The sequence below is a fragment of the Butyricimonas sp. RTP31003st1_G1_RTP31003_210430 genome (assembly GCF_040920905.1).
In the GTDB taxonomy this organism is placed as follows: Bacteria; Bacteroidota; Bacteroidia; order Bacteroidales; family Marinifilaceae; genus Butyricimonas; species Butyricimonas paravirosa.
Genome location: NZ_JBCOSQ010000007.1, coordinates 1 through 18,150, shown reverse-complemented (window position 1 = coordinate 18,150; position 18,150 = coordinate 1). Strand labels below are relative to the sequence as shown.

Below are 18,150 nucleotides of genomic sequence, written 5' to 3'. Positions count from 1 at the left end.
TATGAAAAACAATTTTATCATTTTCTGTTCGCTGATCGTGACGATCTTTAGCGTGCTGTCTTGTACGGACGATAACAAAACGGTTAACACAACCGAATTTACATTAAACACAACACTCCCGGAAGGATTTGAAGAACCTAGTATATCCAATATGGTAGTAAAGTTCACCAACGTGAATACCGGACGAGTGACAAATAACACGACGTTCGAGAATAATCAAATCCACGTAACCCTTCCGGAAGGAATGTATCATATCATCATGGAAGGTTTTATTCAATACAAACGAGAGGGAGAAAGCCATGAAGGACTAATCCGGGGATATGAAGAATCGGTCAACATATCGGGAACGACCGCCTCTTTAGCAACCGAATTATTCATTAGCCAGACATCTTCCGACTTCATTATCGCCGAGATATTTTACACGGGAACGGTGACGGAAGAAGGACAACAATATAATGGAGACAAATACATTAAAATCTACAATAACACGGATAAGGTGCTGTATGCCGATGGATTATCTATTCTGGGATCAGCATTCCAAACCGTGGACAAGCAGGATTATACCCCGGACATCATGAAAGAGGCGATGGCTGTAAGCGCAATTCTTACCATACCGGGTAATGGAACCGAACACCCGGTTAATCCCGGAGAATATATAATCATTGCAGATAACGGGATAAATCATCAAGCTCAAAACTCAAACTCCATAGATTTGAGTAAAGCGGATTTCGAAATCTTCTATGAAGATAGTGACGATATTGATAACCACGAAGTTCCCAACATACTGACCCCGTACGGCAAATTTGTATTCCACAATCGCGGTTTCAATAGCTACGCGATAGCTAGACTGGGAGATATCGAAAAGTTTTTACAAGACTATACTTATGATTACGAGTGGATGTTTGTCTTTGAAGAATTCGAGATTCCCTGCGAGGAAAGTTGTTACAAAGTACCGAACGAAATGATTGTAGACGCTGTCAATTTAAGTGTCAAATCAGAATTCCAATGGATTGTAACCTCGCCCACGATAGATATGGGTTGGACCTACTGCGGGGTGATTGACGGGGATGAAAACCGATATGGAAAGAGCGTTCTCCGGAAAACCTTCACGACCACGGAAGACGGAAGGGAAATTCTGCAAGACACCAACAATTCAACCGAGGATTTTACCCCGGAAGCTACACCATCATTGAAGAAATAAACACTTTATAAAAACAAAAACAACATGGTCAACAAAATTTCTTACGTATTAGTATTTATGTTATTCATCTGTGCAGGATTTATTGCCTGCACGGATGATGACAAAGTAAAAATCACAGAGTTTACTTTAACACTCACGGAACCGGAAGACTTGAATGTAACAAGCATATCCGACCTGCACGTCACGTTCAAGAACGTGAACACCGGAAAACTGACAACAAACACAATGACCGGAACCACAGGGAAAATCACGCTCAACGAAGGCCTTTACAATATCACCGTGGAGGGGAAAATGAATTATGTCGTTGATGAGAAAACCGTTGAAGGGCAGGTAAAAGGATATAAAGAATCCGTAAATCTTGTCGGAACAACAAGCGCTGATAATATTAAATTATTCCTTTTCAACTCGAAAGCGGATTTCGTTATTGAAGAGGTCTATTTCGCCGGAAGCACGACACCGGAAGGGAAACAATATCTTGCAGATCAATATATTAAAATATACAACAATTCCGATTCCGTTTTATATGCAGATGGACTTGTTATTCTAGAATCCGCTTTTAAAACCTCCCAAAAATACGACTACACACCGGATGTCATGTCACAAGCAATGGTTGTTCAAAGCGTGTATGCCATTCCCGGAAACGGGAAAGACTACCCGATACAGCCCGGTGAATCCCTCTTGATTTGTGATAAGGCAATAGACCACAGAGAAGCAAACAGCAATTCTTTCGACCTAAGTAATGCAGACTTCGAATGGTATGATGACAGTGACAAAAATCCAGATATAGACAATCCACAAGTAACCAATTTGGATAAAATATATAGCAGTTCTCTAACCACTTGGAGTTTGCATAACCAAGGCCTTTGTGCATACGCTATTGCCCGACTACAAGTGAATAAAGAAACCTTTCTTAAAGATTACAGGTACCATGCCGATTATATTTTTATCAATCCTATGACAATAGATCGATATAAAGTTCCCAACTCATGGATCATTGATGCCGTCAACATAAGCAACAAAGCACAATATGCTTGGAATGTCGTTGACGCATCCCTCGACACGGGATTCACCTACTGCGGGGAAGTCGCAAGCGACAAAAACCGATACAACAAAAGTGTCCGCCGGAAAGTACTTTCCACCACTCCTGACGGACGCAAGATACTGAAAGACACGAATAACTCCACGGAAGACTTCGAGGCCAAGGCCACTCCGTCTTTAAAACAATAATTATTAAACCGACAAAATCATGACTTTTCGTTTCATTCTGATTTTTAGTCTTCTTTTCCAGACCTTCGGAACATGGGCACAGGATAGCATTCCGGCAAACACCCGCACACGGATCTACTTCTCCCCGACGGAGAGTTTCGTGTCGCAAATCTATGATAACCCGGCTATAAATTACTATGCTCACACGTTCTCCATATCGGAACTACAAATCGGTTGGGAACAACAGAATGCAAACAAGGCATTTTTGCCCCAATTAGGCTCGGAAGTTAGTAATTTCTCCTTCCACGCATTTTCTTATATGCCATTAGGAGAAAACAGCAAGACATGGGGAAACGCCTATTTTAAAAAAGGGAAAAGGGAAAAAGTAGAATGGAACGAAACGTCCGATTATTTGATGGTATATCCTTACGTGGTCGCGGACTCGGTTGGTGGGGACATGGACTTTGAAGAATATTATTTTGCCGGGGGATACGCGCAGGAACATAAACGTTTCACTTGGGGGATATATGCCAATTACCGGGCCCTTATCGAGTACCGGAAGATCGATCCCCGCCCCAGAAATATCGTCTCGGACCTGAAAGCCTCCATCGGCATATCGGCCAAGTTGAACAAGCTATACTCCACGGGAATCGCCTTCCATGCCGGAAAATACAAGCAAACCAACGACGTGAAGTTTTATAGTGAACTGGGTTCCGCCATTACCTATAATCTCAGCGGTCTGGGCATGGACTACGTCCGGTTTCGCAGAGGGGCCACTTCCCTCTTCTACGACGGTCATCGCTACGGGGCAAGCATTGAAATTTTCCCCCGCGACAAACAAGGTTTCTCCGGCTCCTTCGGGTATGAAAGATTCTCTTTCGAGAAGATTATTTCAGACCTGAACGACCTGCCCTTGAACACGTTGAATCAGGACGAGATGAAAGCCGAAATCGCTTACACTTCTTTCCGGAACAAGCACCAGTGGGGAGTCCGGACACGGGCAACCTACCAAGATCGTCAAGGGATTGAATCTCTTATCGGAAGTGCCACAACCAACGTGTACGAAAAAACGGGCGAGGCCGAACAGTTATCCGTGAAAAAAGCAGATATTTCCGTTTCGGGAGTATACGGGCAAACCAAGGGAGACCGTTTTACATGGTACCTGTCACCAAGAGCCGGGTTCAACTCGTTCAAGATGGAATATCTTGACCCTGCCCGCCTCATGAAAGTAAACTATTTATCCGGCGGGATGAACTTCTTTGCCGCAACCGGCTACAAAAAGCACTCTTTCCAGTTCGTTCTGGACGGGGTGTATCGTAAGAATTCAACCGCCGATCTGCAGCTCACGGAAATCGACCAAGAGCAAATCGCCCTAGCCGCGGTTTACAAGGCTTACGACAATCTCTCCGCGGACAACTGGACCACGAATATAGAACTCCGCTGGAATTATTCCCTGCCTAAAAACAGGGGTATCTTTATCAAATTAAACTGGCAACATGACTCCTGCCAAAACGACTTGCACCGGGAACCCCTGCAAGCACATTGCGGCATTGTTTTTTAAACCATAATATCTTTTATACATGGAAAAAGTAATCGAGTGTAAAAATATAACGCACTATTACGGAGAAAAATTAATTTACGAGAACCTGAACTTCGAAGTAGAAAAAGGTAAAGTACTCGGGTTACTCGGAAAAAACGGAACGGGAAAAACCACCATCATCAACATATTGAACGGTTATTTAAAACCCCGTTCCGGAGAGTGTTACCTTCTCGGCGAGAACATGAATCACCTCACTCCCACCACGAAAGCCAAGATCGGCTTATTACTGGAAGGTCACGTGCAACACACCTATTTCACGATCGAGCAAATCGAAAAGTATTACCAGGCCTTTTTCCCGAACTGGAAACGAGACGCGTTCTACGGTTTGATGGAAAAACTAAAAGTTGTTCCTCATCAAAAAATCAATCATATGTCATGCGGTCAGCGTTCTCAAGTCGCCCTTGGGTTACTATTTGCCCAAGACCCGGAATTGCTGATCCTTGACGATTTCTCCATGGGACTGGACCCCGGCTATCGCCGTCTGTTCGTGGAATACTTGCGAGATTTTGCCGCCGGAGGGGATAAAACGATATTCCTGACCTCCCACATCATCCAAGACATGGAATTGCTGATTGACGATTGTATGATTCTGGATTACGGACGCTTGCTGATTCACAAACCGACCCGGGAAATCATGGAAAACTTCCACCGTTTCCGTTTCTCCTTGAACGAGGGGCAAGTTCCCACGGAACATGAAAAACTATGGAACACCGAAAAAAATAACGGTCAATGGATTACCTACTCTTTCGAACCACTCGAAACCGTCCGGCAACTATTGGAAGCAAAAGGTGTACAAGTGGCAGATTTAAAGGAGGAAACTTTATCCCTTGAAGACGCTTTTATCGGGTTAACCGGAAAATATTAATCAAAAACAACACTAAAACGATGAACAAAGCACTACTATTCAAAGAATGGATTAAAACCCGTTGGATGTTTCTCCTGATGTTCGTGGTATTTATCCTCGCCATGGGTTACATTGCACTTCGCATTTCAAGTGCCGCCCGTAACGTGGGAATGCCACACTTATGGGAAGTATTTATCCTAAAAAACGTGGTTTTGCTGGACCAGATAAAAGTCTTACCGCTACTTGCCGGAATCATCATGGGAATTACCCAGTTTATTCCGGAAATGACGAAGAAACGTTTCAAACTGACACTGCATCTCCCGCTTGGAGAGAACCGGATCGTGTTCCTGATGCTAAGTTACGGGATTGTATGCCTATTACTCCTTTTCACGGTCAGCTATGGTGGTTTTCTGTGGGGACTATCCGTGGATTTCCCGAGAGAAGTGGTCGGTGCATGGTTCGCCACGATACTCCCGCAAGTATTATGCGGTTTCGCATCCTATCTACTTACGGCGTGGATTATTCTGGAACCCGTGTGGAGCCAGCGAATCTATAATGCCGTGATCGGGTTATTGATCCTGTCATTATTCATGGTACAAGGCGTACCGAGTAGCTACATTTACATGCTCCCCTTCCTGTTCGGGACACTTATACTTTTAGCCCTATACCCCAAAATCTCCATTCGTCACTTTAAAGAAGGAATGCAGTAATATCATTAAATTTCAAGCAGATGAAAATAAAGATTCTATATATCGGATTATCCATTTTCCTATTATCATGGATTATCCCGTCACTCGTTCAATTAACCATGGATTCCTCTCCCCGGTACCCGTTCACCTATTACAGTTCTGTCATTAACCAATTCTGTTATTTGGATCAGGACAATGATAACGTGAGAGGAAAAGACATGAGCGGGAAAGTTTACTCGGACGCGGAATTCGACCGGGTGTTACCCATGTTCTACTATCGTCAGTTAGCCATGGAAAACGCCATCCCGGATTCCATCCAAGGGGTCCCGGTTGACCGGCAAACCATAGCCCGGAATAACTTTTTCTTCTGGTACAAACCCAAAGATAAAAATACCCCGGTCATAGAACTCTACCCCATGTTCGAATCCTGTTCGGGAAAAGTAGACCTTGAAAACCCCAGCGATATGTTCCGACTGAAAGAGAACATCGAATTCATCGACATGGCCACAAACCGGGTAGACGAACAGAAATCCGCCCGTTTCCAGCAAGCAATGGAGAAGGCCGGTTTCACGTTCCCAGCGCTGTGGGTCACCGGGATTCCCACGAGCCAGAAATCATACGATGAAGGATATTTCGCTCTGGATAGCAAGGGACATCTTTTCCATATAAAAATGACAAACGGGAAACCTTTTGTCAAGGACACGAAGGCAAGTAACATCTCCTGTATGTTCCCGATGGAAATTGACAATCGGAGCCTGTATGGATTCCTGTTCGACACGAATCACACGCTTTACTATCTTTCCACGGACGGGTACCGGCTCGTGAAAGTGTTGGAAGACGTGAATCCCGATAAAGACCGGGTTTCCATCATGGCCAATATGTTCTACTGGACGGTAGCCAAGATTTCCTCGGACGGGGAACATACCTACGCCTTAGAGAATAAAAGTATGCGTCAAGTGGACAGCCTGTTCCGCCCGGCACCGGAATCCACGTGGGACAAAACACTACCTTACTTGTTCCCGTTCACGGTGACCTTTCAAGATAGCACGAACAGTTACATCTACCCCCGGGTTTCGGGTTATTATTTCCCGTCTCTTTTGTTGAATATTATACTGACAATAGTTACTTTTGTCGTGTATCGTAAAGAAAAATCATACGGGAAATATCTTGTGGGAATCATCACCTTATTCACGGGAATTGCCGGATTTATTACTGTATGCCTTTTTGCCAGAATAAGAAAATAACATTAAATAAATATATCGTCATGAAAAGAAGTACATTCATTTTTATTATTGCTTGTATCGCAACTCTTTCCATCGTGGGATGCAAAAACACGAACAAGAAAACACAGCAGGAGAATACCACTGAAATATCTTTGGCCTCCAAAGCCTTGGACGTTAACGGTCTTCTGAACGTGGCCGAAGAACAACTGAATGATACGGTCGTTCTGAAAGGCGTCGTGAAACACACTTGCTCTCACTCCGGACGTCGCTGTTTTATCGCAGACTCCACGGGTAAACTTACAATCCGTGTTGAAGCTGGCGGTAACATACAATCTTTCAACAAAGAGCTGGTTAACTCCGAAATCGTCGTGACCGGGGTGTTACAGGAACAACGCTTATCACAGGAATACATCGACAATTGGGAAAAAGAAGTCGCAGAAGAAGAGGCTAAAGGAGACAAGGATGCCGACCACTGCGACTCTGAAAAGAACAGTATTCAACAAATGCGGGAATGGATGAAAAACCATAATAAAAACTTCTATTCTATCTACTATGTAAACGGTATCGATTACGAGATGGTAAAATAGGAGCCAATTACCCTTAATTACAAAGTTTTTATTCTTAAATTCCGTGATTCATCCATATATGGAATCACGGAATTTTCATTTAAAAAACTAGCGTCATATCCAACAATTTAATACCTTTGACGCCCGAATTCACAGGCAAAATAAATAAGGAATGATACAAGATATAGCGCCCCATATATTTTCAAATGCTTACGCCCCCAAACGTCCGGAGGCAACAAGCTACGCGCTTTATTTCGACGGGCATATGGTTCTGGCAAGTAAAGCTTCAGCAACCCTACGTTTTCCCCGTTTTGCAGAATTAAACGGAATCGAAGAAAGTGTTTACGAGAAAGCCATTTATTTATTCGCCATTGACAACGACTGTTTTTACCTGGTACATCAAGTCCCGGAAGGACAACCGGAATTCGAGCTAAAAGACATCGGGCTTTTCCGGACAAGCGAGCCGAGACACCTGGCATTTGCAGGTATCACGGGATACAGCCTCTACAAATGGTACGACAACCACCAGTTTTGTAGTCATTGCGGGGCAAAACTCGTTCCCCATGAAAAGGAACGGATGTTACATTGCCTGACTTGTAATAACACGGAATACCCGAAAATTATGCCAGCCGTGATTATCGCCGTCACGAACGGGAATAAAATTCTGTTATCCAAATACGCCAACCGGGAATATACCCGCTACGCCTTACTCGCCGGATTTACCGAGATCGGGGAAAGCGTCGAAGAAACCGTGAAACGGGAAGTCATGGAGGAAGTCGGATTACACGTTAAAAACCTCAGATACTACAAAAGTCAACCGTGGTCATTCTCCGACACGCTTTTAATGGGCTTTTTTGCCGAAGTGGAAGGAGACGACAGCATCACGCTTGACCGGGAGGAACTGGCCTTGGCCGAATGGTTTGAGCGGGAAAACATTCCGGTTTCTGAATCTGACATTAGTCTTACCAGTGAAATGATAGAGTATTTTAGAAATCATCAAGAGTAGTTTATATCACCTCAGTTAGTTACACGATGAAAGAAGGACTATTTATCATAGCCCGGGGCATTGGGCAAGTGATGTTCCAGAATAACGCCTTGTCGGGACTTCTTATGTTAGCCGGAATTGCCTGCAATTCTTGGATACTGGCATTACTCGCTTTAGCAGGAAATATAGTTAGCACATTAACAGCCTGCCTGTGTAAATACTCACGGGAAGACATTCGGAACGGCCTCTACGGTTTTAATGGAACATTAGTTGGTATCGCCATCGGGGTATTCATGGAAATAAACATTAGTTCCATGTTCTTATTACTATTCGGCTCTGCCCTTTCCTCCTGGATCTCCCGGTTATTCAATGGCCAAAAAACAGTTCCGGGTTTCACGGCACCATTTATCATTACGGTATGGATTCTATTATTGGGGAACCTTTACCTTTTCCCCACTCTCCTATTGCCCGCAACACCCCATGTTTCCGAGGCTGTAGCTCATCTGCCGAAAGCATTCTGCCTGAACATCGGGCAGGTCATGTTTCAAGGAGGAAATATTTTTGCCGGCTTACTTTTTTTGATCGGTATCCTTGTCAATTCCCGGATACAAACAGTTTACACGGTTTGGGGAGCCCTTTTGCCTTTGCTGGTAGCCTTGCCGTTGACAACAGATTTTTCGACATTCAATGCCGAATTACTCGGATATAACGGAGTACTTTGCAGTATAGCCCTTGGAAACCGAACCTTCAAAAGTATGGTTTGGGCCACCTTGTCCATACTCCTGTCAACAGGAATACAAATTATGGGAATATACGCAGGAATCACGACATTAACTGCCCCATTCGTGGTTGCCGTTTGGATCACGATGGGTTTGCAATACTTGTCCTCTAAAAAATAAATCAAATTAATAATCTGTTTATTTTCAAGAGAATAATCTATCTTTGTCCCGACAAACAAAATATCGCTTTTTGAAAACAACAAATTCTAAGAAGATAAATGCGTAACTAACAGCCTGAATTCTTTCAGGCTGGATTTCCCTACCCGGGTTTCTTACTCGGAAATTATTTCTATTGACTTTATTTTTGATTTTCAAGTACCTACTGGTACTCCAAAATTTTTATCCGAATCTTTATGTCTAAAGCATGGGATTCACCATATAATCACATATATTTATCACAATTATGGAACAGGAATTACAATTAGTAGCAGACTTCGACTTTGACATGATCGTAGACTTTTTTTCACGTCTAAACCGTCAAGGTCCCGGAAGTCAACAAGTCACCCGACAAGCCTTGAGCTTTATCGGGGAGTTATCGGATAACGCCAAAATTGCCGATATCGGTTGCGGCAGCGGTGGACAAACCATCACGCTTGCCGAGAACACGAAAGGACAGATCACGGCGATCGATTTATTCCCGAAGATGATCACACTTTTAAAGGAACGTGCCATTCGTCATGGACTCAGCGACCGGATTTCCGGCATTGCAGTTTCCATGGAGAACCTACCTTTTGAACCCGGAGAACTAAATTTAATCTGGGCGGAAGGCTCCATCTATAACATCGGATTCGAAAGAGGCCTAAGGGAATGGAAACAATTCCTGAAACCGGAAGGAATGATCGCTGTCTCGGAAGTTTCTTGGCTCACGGATACCCGACCGGATGAGATTGAACAATTCTGGAACTTCAATTATGCCGAAATTGACACCATTTCCAATAAAATCAAGAAAATGGAAGAAGCCGGATACACCCCGGTAGCCCATTTCATTTTACCTGAATATTGTTGGCTGGACTGTTTTTACAAACCCATGCAAGAAAACATACCTCTCTTCTTGGAAAAATATAAAAACAGTACACCTGCCCAGCAATTAGTACAACGGGAATTAGATGAAATCGACTATTACCGGAAATACAAAAGTTACTACGGTTACGTCTTTTATATCGGGATGAAAAATAAATAAAAAAGAAGATACAAGTAAAAGGAGCCGTCCAAAAAGTCCTGCTTGTATTTGCCAACTACCCCCTCCAGCTCCCCCTTACACAGGGGGAGAGCTGATTACCAAGCGGTTTCTCCCCTTGTGTAAGGGGGAGTTAGTGGGGGTAGTTGTTTAAAATTGACTTTTTGGACAGCTCCTTTTCTTTTTTCACGTGCATATTACCCCCGCTTGAATGATTCAATAAACCTTCAATAATGCTTAAAGGCACCTTAACTGTAAGTTTACATTTTTTGGGGAAAATTACCGGATTGTGAGTAACAAGTGTTCGACTTATATCGAAGACTTATCGAACACTTGTCGAAGACTTATCGAACACTTACAAAAGGTGTCGTTAATGAACCCCGAAGATCCCCAGCATCTTACATACCTCCCGCCCCTTTCCCGGCAGGAAAAAGGGGAAAACACGGAAGTACATTGTTAATTTAAGCCAATTTTACGTTAAAAAATAAATTTATTCTTCTCACCCACTTTCCAAGAGTTTATTGTTATTTTCGCATTCTCAATCACGAACACATGGAAACGATGTTACAACTTGCAGCTCGCAATACAGAACGAGCCAAACAGATAGTCCAAGCAACTGACATTATCAATATCTGGAAATCCATCGGGGCGGAAATCAATCTTGTCGGGTCATTAAAAATGGGATTGATGATGAAACACCGGGATATAGATTTCCACGTCTATACCCCGCAATTAACCCCGGCTATCAGTTTCCAAGCAATCACGCAACTGGCCGCAAACCCAGCGATCAAACGAATCGAATACAAAAACCTGATCGACACGGACGAACATTGTATAGAATGGCACGCGTGGTACGAGGATTCCGATTACGAATTGTGGCAAATCGACATGATTCACATCCTGAAAGGTTCCTACTATGACGGCTATTTCGAGCAAGTGGCCGAACGAATCTTAGCGGTATTGACACCCGAAATCCGGGAAACCATATTGAAACTAAAGTACGAGACTCCCGACGGCGAAGAAATCATGGGAATCGAGTATTATCAAGCCGTCATTCAAGACGGGATAAAAGATTATTCCGCTTTTCAAAACTGGCGGAAAGTACACCCTGCAAATGGAATTATAGACTGGATACCTTAAAACAATGAGCACCCCCTTACAAGAAATGACAAACGAAGAGCTTTGGGTTCTATTTCCGATCATCCTAAGCGAACATCGTGCAGAATGGACAAAGTTTTACGAACAAGAAAAAGACTCCATCATTTCAGCTCTTGGGACAAAAAACATCAGCAGAATCAATCATATCGGCAGTACATCCGTCCCCGGTCTAATAGCCAAACCAACCATAGACATTCTATTGGAAATCCCCACTGACGCAGACATCCCGTCTCTCACCGCAGCCCTGATCTCCGCGGGATATATTTGCAACATGCAGCCTAATAACCCAGCCCCTCACCTCATGTTCATGAAAGGATATACCCCTCAAGGTTTCCGAGGCCAAGCCGTTCATCTTCACGTGAGATTCCCGGGGGATTGGGACGAACTCTATTTTCGGGATTACCTGCGTTCCCACCCGGAAACGGCAAAATCATACGGCAAACTGAAACAAAACCTTCAACTCCGCTATGAACATGATCGGGATGCCTACACCGAGGCCAAAACCGACTTTATCCATGAGGCCACTCGTCTGGCCAGAAAGGAAATGGGAAACAAATACACTACACCGTCAACGACTTTATAAACAGCGTGATTCCGTCAAATATCATCTGTAACCCGATCGTGGCAACAATCAACCCGATAATCCGGATCAACGGGTTCATGAAATTGTATTTAATCAAGAAATTCCCGATTCGCCGGGCCTGTAACATACAAAACAGATTTACCACCAAAGCGATCAAGATGGCTATAATCGTGATCTCACGCCCGTATTGAACGGGAAACGTAACGGCTGCCGTAATGGTTGCCGGGCCCGCGATCATTGGAATGGCGATAGGTACCGTGGTCAGATCGGCTAATTTGATATGCTCGTCCACTTTCAGGAAAAAACCTTTCAACAAACCGGATAGACCGTTATACATCAACACGGCCCCACAAGTGATTTGAAAAGAATACAACTCGACATGAAACACGTAACTGAAAGTTACCTCTCCCAAAAAAAGAAAAAAGATCAGAATCAACGCGGCTGTAATAGATGATTTAATGGATATATACCGCAATTCTTTAGGACTGAACCTCTCCTGCAACGAAGTAACAATTAAAACTTTTTGTACCGGGTTTACTAACGCCAAGAGAGCCACGATACAAGCTAATATCATTTTTACCGTCATGATCCGAATATTTCTGATTCCCCGCAAAGGTACGTAATAAAACGGATTTATTGATAAGAAAAAGCGTAAACGAGACTGGATATATATCCAAAAAATATATTACTTTTGAGCCTGTAAATAATTTTATAATGAAAAGGCTGTTTTTTGTATATATATCTATCTTTATTTTTTCTTTACTACTCATAGTCAATGGACTACAGACAGAGGGAAACGAGGACGAGATAGCATTGCCTACACAAACAGAACAACTATCCGAACCGGACGAGATTGCCCATCATTATGACACCCTCTCACGAGGTCTTCATTTAGGCTCCGACGAAGGAATCGCAACCTCTCACGGGCGACGTTTCGGACTCAACAAAACTCCTAAAACAAACGTGTATTCGCATCACAATATGCAGAGTGGAAAAAATATTCCGATAAAATTGTCTTTCGCTAAAAAAGAACGGCACTTTATCCAATATCTGACCACCCGACATAGTCAAGGTTTTTATATCTACTCGCTGAAAGTATTGCTGTTATGACAAAACCATAACGATAATTATAACAAGTGAGAGCAAATAAAAACATTAAAAAAATTTAGAAACAACATATGATCGATTGGCTTCAATCTATTCTCGATTGGTATATGCAGAACGTGAACTACTGGAGTGTTCTCGTATGTATGACCATTGAGAGTTCCATCATTCCCTTTCCGGCGGAATTGATCGTGCCTCCTGCAGCCTGGAAAGCTGCAAACGGGGATCTCAATTTCCTGTTGGTAGTTATTTTCAGCACAATCGGATCGGTTCTAGGCGCCCTCTTCAACTACGTGTTAGCATACACGTTAGGGCGTAAATTCATTTATTCTTTCGCGGAATCACGCTGGGGAAAGATTTTGCGGATGTCAAAAGAAAAAGTAGAAAAATCCGAACAATATTTTTTGAAATACGGCAAAAGTTCCACGCTGATCGGAAGGCTTACCCCGGGGATAAGAAGCTTTATTTCCCTTCCGGCCGGATTGGTCAAAATGCCTTTAAACAGCTTTATATTTTACACGGCTGCCGGAAGTGGTATCTGGAACTTGATACTGGCTATCGTCGGCTATTTTTTATATTCCCGAAAAGAGTTACTGGAAAAGTATTTCACCGAGATTTCCATCGTCATGTTAATCGTTGGAATTGGCTTTTTCACGTATCTTATTATTCGGTCAACACGTAAAAAAAATAATTAAATCTTAAATTATAACATGGAATCACGTAAACACTACACAGGCCTCACGGATAAACAAGTGCTGGAAAGTCGTGAAAAACACGGGGCCAACGTGTTAACTCCCCCTAAAAGGGATTCTTTATGGCAGATTTTTATCGGGAACTTTGAAGATCCCGTCATTCGCATATTAATGGTCGCGGTATTTCTTTCGGGAGGTATCGCCATATCCATGTATTTCTCGGAAGGAATCATCGAGATCGCGGAAACCATCGGTATTGCCGTGGCCATATTACTTGCAACCGGGGTTGCCACCTGGTTTGTATGGGATGCAAACAAGAAATTCGACGTGCTGAATCAAGTGAATGACGACACGTTGATCAAAGTTATCCGTAACGGTAATGTACACGAAGTCCCTAAAAAGGACATTGTTGTAGATGACATCGTGCTATTGGAGCAAGGAGAAGAGATCCCCGCCGACGGGGTACTTCTAGAGGCAATCTCGTTACAGGTGAACGAGTCCAGTTTAACCGGAGAACCGATCGCCAATAAAACCGTGATCGAATCCGAGTTCAACCTGGAAGCCACCTATCCTTCCAATCACGTGATGAGAGGAACAACCGTTTCCGACGGTCACGGAATCATGCAGGTACTTGCCGTGGGAGACTCCACGGAATTTGGAAAAGTGGCAGAAAAATCTTCGGAAAAAAGCGAAGAACCTACCCCACTCGACAAGCAGCTGGATTCGCTGGCAAAATTCATCGGGGTCGTAGGATTCTGCGGTGCCGCAGTCACGTTCACCATCCTATTCATTAAAGCCATCTTCTTTAATCCCGCATCCCCTACCCCGGAATTAGGACAACTCGGACTGATCGGGGCTTTGATTATCGCGGCGATCATCATGCTCGCTAAAGTATGGGTGCCTGTCATATACGATGTTCATGCCCTACGGGGAAAAGAAAAAGAACTCCCCAAGAGTATAGAGCAAGGAAGTTGGATACGTTGGATTCTATACGGATTAGGAGCATTGGTTATCATGCTCGCCATCGGTTTGGCCTTCGGGGTTAAACCTTGGGACCCGCAAGCGTGGATCTCGCTAAGTCTGGGAAAGAAAATCCTGTCGGCATTCATGGCTTCCGTTACCCTGATCGTGGTGACTGTTCCGGAAGGTCTTCCGATGAGCGTCACTTTGAGTTTGGCCCTCAGTATGCGTAAAATGCTAAAATCCAATAACCTCGTTCGCAAAATGCACGCTTGCGAAACGATGGGTGCTACAACCGTTATTTGTACGGATAAAACGGGAACCCTGACCCAAAACCAGATGACCGTGTACAAAACAAACTTCTACGGTCTGAAAGATCAACAACTAACTGATAATGAAAACTCCCGACTGATAAAAGAGGGTATTGCCGTGAATACAACCGCGTTCCTTGACTTTTCCGATCCGGGCAAAGTGAAAACTTTAGGTAACCCGACCGAGGCTGCCTTGTTACTCTGGTTAAACGGACAACAGGCTAATTACCAAGAACTCCGGGAAAATGCCACGGTGATCGACCAATTAACCTTTTCCACGGAACGGAAATACATGGCCACATTGGTTGACTCTCCCGCTATGGGAAAAAAGATCCTATACGTGAAAGGGGCTCCCGAAATCATCTTCGCTCAATGTAAGAACGCGTTAATCGACGGGGAAGGGCAACCGATCGCCAATTACAAAACGACCGTGGAGAACCAATTGCAGGAATACCAAAATCAAGCCATGCGGACACTGGGTTTTGCTTACCAAGTCATCGAGGACAATGAATCGCATTTTAAAGACGGACGCTTATACAACGTGGAATTAACATTCCTCGGGATCGTGGCTATTTCAGACCCGATCCGTCCGGACGTGCCGGACGCGGTAAAACGCTGTTTTGATGCCGGAATACAAGTGAAAATGGTGACCGGAGATACACCGGGTACGGCAAAAGAGATCGGAAGACAAATCGGTCTGTGGACGGAAAAAGATACCGATCGGAACGTGATCACGGGAGTTGAATTCGCACAATTAACCGATAAAGAGGCCTTGGATCGGGTACTGGATTTAAAAATCATGTCCCGTGCCCGCCCGATGGACAAACAACGCCTCGTTCAATTGCTACAACAGAAACAAGCCATCGTGGCCGTTACCGGAGACGGAACGAACGACGCCCCCGCCTTGAATCATGCACACGTGGGTCTATCTATGGGTAGCGGAACCTCCGTGGCTAAAGAGGCCAGTGACATTACCTTGTTAGATGACTCGTTCAGTAGCATCACCTCTGCCGTGATGTGGGGACGATCTGTGTATCAGAATATTCAACGGTTTATCCTGTTCCAGCTTACCATTAACGTGGCAGCCTTGATTATTGTATTACTAGGCTCTTTGTTCGGTTCGGAACTCCCCATCACGGTGACACAGATGTTGTGGGTAAATCTCATAATGGACACGTTTGCCGCCGGGGCTTTAGCCTCGCTCCCGCCTAGCCCGGAAGTGATGAAACGGAAGCCGAGAAACTCGAATGCCTTTATCATCGTCCCGCAAATGCAGCGACTGATATTAGCCACCGGAATCACGTTCGTGGTTATCCTACTCGGCTTGCTATATGTACTCTCCAACTATGCCGGAGGTATTGAGGCCGGAACACCGGAAGGACTTCGTAACCTGACGATCTTCTTCACGGTATTCGTGATGTTACAGTTCTGGAATATGTTCAACGCGAAGACTTTCGGAACAAATGATTCCGCCTTTAAGGATATATTCAAAAGCGAAGGTTTCCTTACCGTGGGAATGGCCATTATCGTGGGACAGGTACTCGTGGTCAACTTCGGTGGTTCCGTTTTCAGAACCATCCCGTTGACGTGGACCGAATGGATCTGGATCACGCTTGCCACGTCCCTCGTACTTTGGGTGGGAGAAATATTCAGGGCGTTCAAACGAATGAAAAACAGAAAGTAGTGTAAAAATCATCGGGGATCATGAAAAGGAATAACACAAACTACTGGATATATCTCGGCATGATGACCGTCTTCTGTGCTTTGATTTACTTTGCACTTTGCACGGGTCAACATATCGATCATTCAGAAGTCAGTAGTACGGTAAACACGGAAATGAGTTCATTTGAACTATTCAAACGAATCATTTCCGACAATCTGGCAAACTCACTAACGATTTTGTTGTTACAAATCATCGTGATTTTGATCACCGTCCGTATATTCTCGTTCCTTTTCAAATACATCGGGCAACCCGGTGTTATGGGTGAAATCGTGGCCGGGATCGTCTTGGGACCTTCGTTGCTGGGATATTTCTTTCCGGAATTCTCTGCCGCACTATTCCCTCCCGAATCACTGATGAACTTGAACCTGTTAAGCCAAATCGGGTTAGTTCTGTTTATGTTTGTCATCGGACTGGAATTAGATTTCAGTGTCATAAAAGACAAACTAAACGAAACACTGGTCATCAGTCATGCTGGAATCGTGGTTCCCTTTTTTCTAGGAGTGGTAGCTGCCATCTGGGTATACGCAGACTACGGGGCACAGCAAGCGGAATTTTTACCTTTTGCCATGTTCATCGGGATAAGCATGAGTATCACGGCCTTCCCCGTGTTGGCCCGGATCGTGCAGGAACGTAATATGACAAAAAGCCCTGTCGGGATGTTATCCATAGCCTCGGCAGCCAATGATGACGTCACCGCATGGTGTTTACTGGCCATCGTGATTGCCTTAGCTAAAGCGGGTAGTTTCGTCAGCGCCCTCTACACCATTGCCTTAACGCTCGTCTATATCGCCTTCATGTTTATGGTCATGCGCCCGTTTCTGCGTAAAATCGGGGATATTTATGCCAACTCGGAAGTCATCAACAAGACCTTCGTGGGATTCATATTCCTCTTCCTCGTACTTTCGTCGGTAGCGACAGAAATCATCGGTATTCATGCCCTTTTCGGGGCATTTATCGCCGGGGTGGTCATGCCCACGAACATCGGGTTCCGTAAAGTCATGATGGAAAAGGTGGAAGACATTTCTTTAGTATTCTTCCTTCCCCTATTCTTTGCCTTTTCGGGATTACACACGGAAATCGGTTTGATTAACACACCGGAGCTATGGGGCGTGTGCTTACTGTTCATCGTGGTAGCCATTGCCGGGAAGTTTGGGGGGTGTACGCTGGCTGCACGGGCTGTGGGCGAAAACTGGAAAGATAGTCTTATCGTCGGTACACTGATGAACACACGGGGACTTATGCAACTCGTGGCCCTGAACATCGGGTTCGAGATGGGAATCCTTTCTGCCCAAATGTTCGTGGTGTTATTGATCATGTCTTTATTGACCACGTTCATGGCAACCCCCATG

The 18,150-nt window shown here is 44.3% G+C and carries 17 protein-coding genes; 16 read left to right on the top strand and 1 reads right to left on the bottom strand.

Features of this window, described 5'->3' with window-relative positions; genetic code table 11:
* The first annotated feature begins 1 nt into the window (after position 1).
* The 12 genes from AB5542_RS03545 to AB5542_RS03490 all read left to right on the top strand — a co-directional run bounded on the left by AB5542_RS03545 (position 2) and on the right by AB5542_RS03490 (position 12,011).
* Positions 2-1,201: a DUF4876 domain-containing protein gene (locus AB5542_RS03545; RefSeq protein ID WP_279037524.1), complete on the top strand. Its 1,200-nt coding sequence runs from the start codon at positions 2-4 to the stop codon at positions 1,199-1,201.
* A gap of 24 nt (positions 1,202-1,225) precedes the next feature.
* The gene (locus AB5542_RS03540; RefSeq protein WP_279037526.1) at positions 1,226-2,428 is read left to right on the top strand and encodes a DUF4876 domain-containing protein; all 1,203 of its coding nucleotides are present in this window, start codon (positions 1,226-1,228) and stop codon (positions 2,426-2,428) included.
* Positions 2,429-2,447: 19 nt separating this feature from the next.
* Positions 2,448-3,968: a DUF6850 family outer membrane beta-barrel protein gene (locus AB5542_RS03535; protein WP_288215112.1), complete on the top strand. Its 1,521-nt coding sequence runs from the start codon at positions 2,448-2,450 to the stop codon at positions 3,966-3,968.
* A 19-nt stretch (positions 3,969-3,987) separates the two neighbouring features.
* Positions 3,988-4,872, top strand: a complete 885-nt coding sequence (locus tag AB5542_RS03530; protein ID WP_340279021.1) for an ABC transporter ATP-binding protein — start codon at positions 3,988-3,990, stop codon at positions 4,870-4,872.
* A 20-nt stretch (positions 4,873-4,892) separates the two neighbouring features.
* The gene (locus AB5542_RS03525; protein ID WP_288215114.1) at positions 4,893-5,561 is read left to right on the top strand and encodes a hypothetical protein; all 669 of its coding nucleotides are present in this window, start codon (positions 4,893-4,895) and stop codon (positions 5,559-5,561) included.
* A gap of 20 nt (positions 5,562-5,581) precedes the next feature.
* Positions 5,582-6,784, top strand: coding sequence for a DUF4857 domain-containing protein (locus tag AB5542_RS03520; RefSeq protein WP_288215115.1), 1,203 nt, complete (start codon positions 5,582-5,584; stop codon positions 6,782-6,784).
* 20 nt (positions 6,785-6,804) lie between these two features.
* On the top strand, positions 6,805-7,350 hold the full coding sequence (locus tag AB5542_RS03515; RefSeq protein ID WP_288215116.1) for a hypothetical protein: 546 nt from the start codon (positions 6,805-6,807) through the stop codon (positions 7,348-7,350).
* Between the two features lie 151 nt (positions 7,351-7,501).
* On the top strand, positions 7,502-8,335 hold the full coding sequence (nudC, locus tag AB5542_RS03510) for an NAD(+) diphosphatase (RefSeq protein ID WP_288215117.1): 834 nt from the start codon (positions 7,502-7,504) through the stop codon (positions 8,333-8,335).
* A 26-nt stretch (positions 8,336-8,361) separates the two neighbouring features.
* On the top strand, positions 8,362-9,213 hold the full coding sequence (locus AB5542_RS03505) for an urea transporter (protein ID WP_368242984.1): 852 nt from the start codon (positions 8,362-8,364) through the stop codon (positions 9,211-9,213).
* A 283-nt stretch (positions 9,214-9,496) separates the two neighbouring features.
* Positions 9,497-10,273 (top strand): class I SAM-dependent methyltransferase, encoded by a 777-nt coding sequence (locus AB5542_RS03500; protein ID WP_288215119.1) that lies wholly within the window; start codon positions 9,497-9,499, stop codon positions 10,271-10,273.
* Positions 10,274-10,822: 549 nt separating this feature from the next.
* The gene (locus tag AB5542_RS03495) at positions 10,823-11,410 is read left to right on the top strand and encodes a phosphoglycerate mutase family protein (protein ID WP_288215120.1); all 588 of its coding nucleotides are present in this window, start codon (positions 10,823-10,825) and stop codon (positions 11,408-11,410) included.
* Between the two features lie 25 nt (positions 11,411-11,435).
* Complete coding sequence (locus tag AB5542_RS03490; protein WP_368242983.1) at positions 11,436-12,011, top strand: GrpB family protein; 576 nt, start codon at positions 11,436-11,438, stop codon at positions 12,009-12,011.
* Here AB5542_RS03490 and AB5542_RS03485 read toward each other — a convergent pair.
* The gene (locus tag AB5542_RS03485) at positions 11,989-12,597 is read right to left on the bottom strand and encodes a MarC family protein (RefSeq protein WP_087420553.1); all 609 of its coding nucleotides are present in this window, start codon (positions 12,595-12,597) and stop codon (positions 11,989-11,991) included. The two genes, AB5542_RS03490 and AB5542_RS03485, sit on opposite strands and share 23 nt — an antisense overlap.
* Positions 12,598-12,725: 128 nt before the next feature.
* On the opposite strand from AB5542_RS03485, the gene AB5542_RS03480 reads away from it, so the two are divergent.
* The 4 genes from AB5542_RS03480 to AB5542_RS03465 all read left to right on the top strand — a co-directional run.
* On the top strand, positions 12,726-13,121 hold the full coding sequence (locus AB5542_RS03480; RefSeq protein ID WP_118302087.1) for a hypothetical protein: 396 nt from the start codon (positions 12,726-12,728) through the stop codon (positions 13,119-13,121).
* Positions 13,122-13,189: 68 nt separating this feature from the next.
* On the top strand, positions 13,190-13,810 hold the full coding sequence (locus AB5542_RS03475) for a DedA family protein (protein WP_288215122.1): 621 nt from the start codon (positions 13,190-13,192) through the stop codon (positions 13,808-13,810).
* Positions 13,811-13,825: 15 nt separating this feature from the next.
* Positions 13,826-16,762, top strand: coding sequence for a calcium-translocating P-type ATPase, PMCA-type (locus AB5542_RS03470; protein WP_288215123.1), 2,937 nt, complete (start codon positions 13,826-13,828; stop codon positions 16,760-16,762).
* A 20-nt stretch (positions 16,763-16,782) separates the two neighbouring features.
* The coding region (locus AB5542_RS03465) for a cation:proton antiporter (RefSeq protein ID WP_368242982.1) at positions 16,783-18,150 on the top strand (1,368 nt) is incomplete at its 3' end.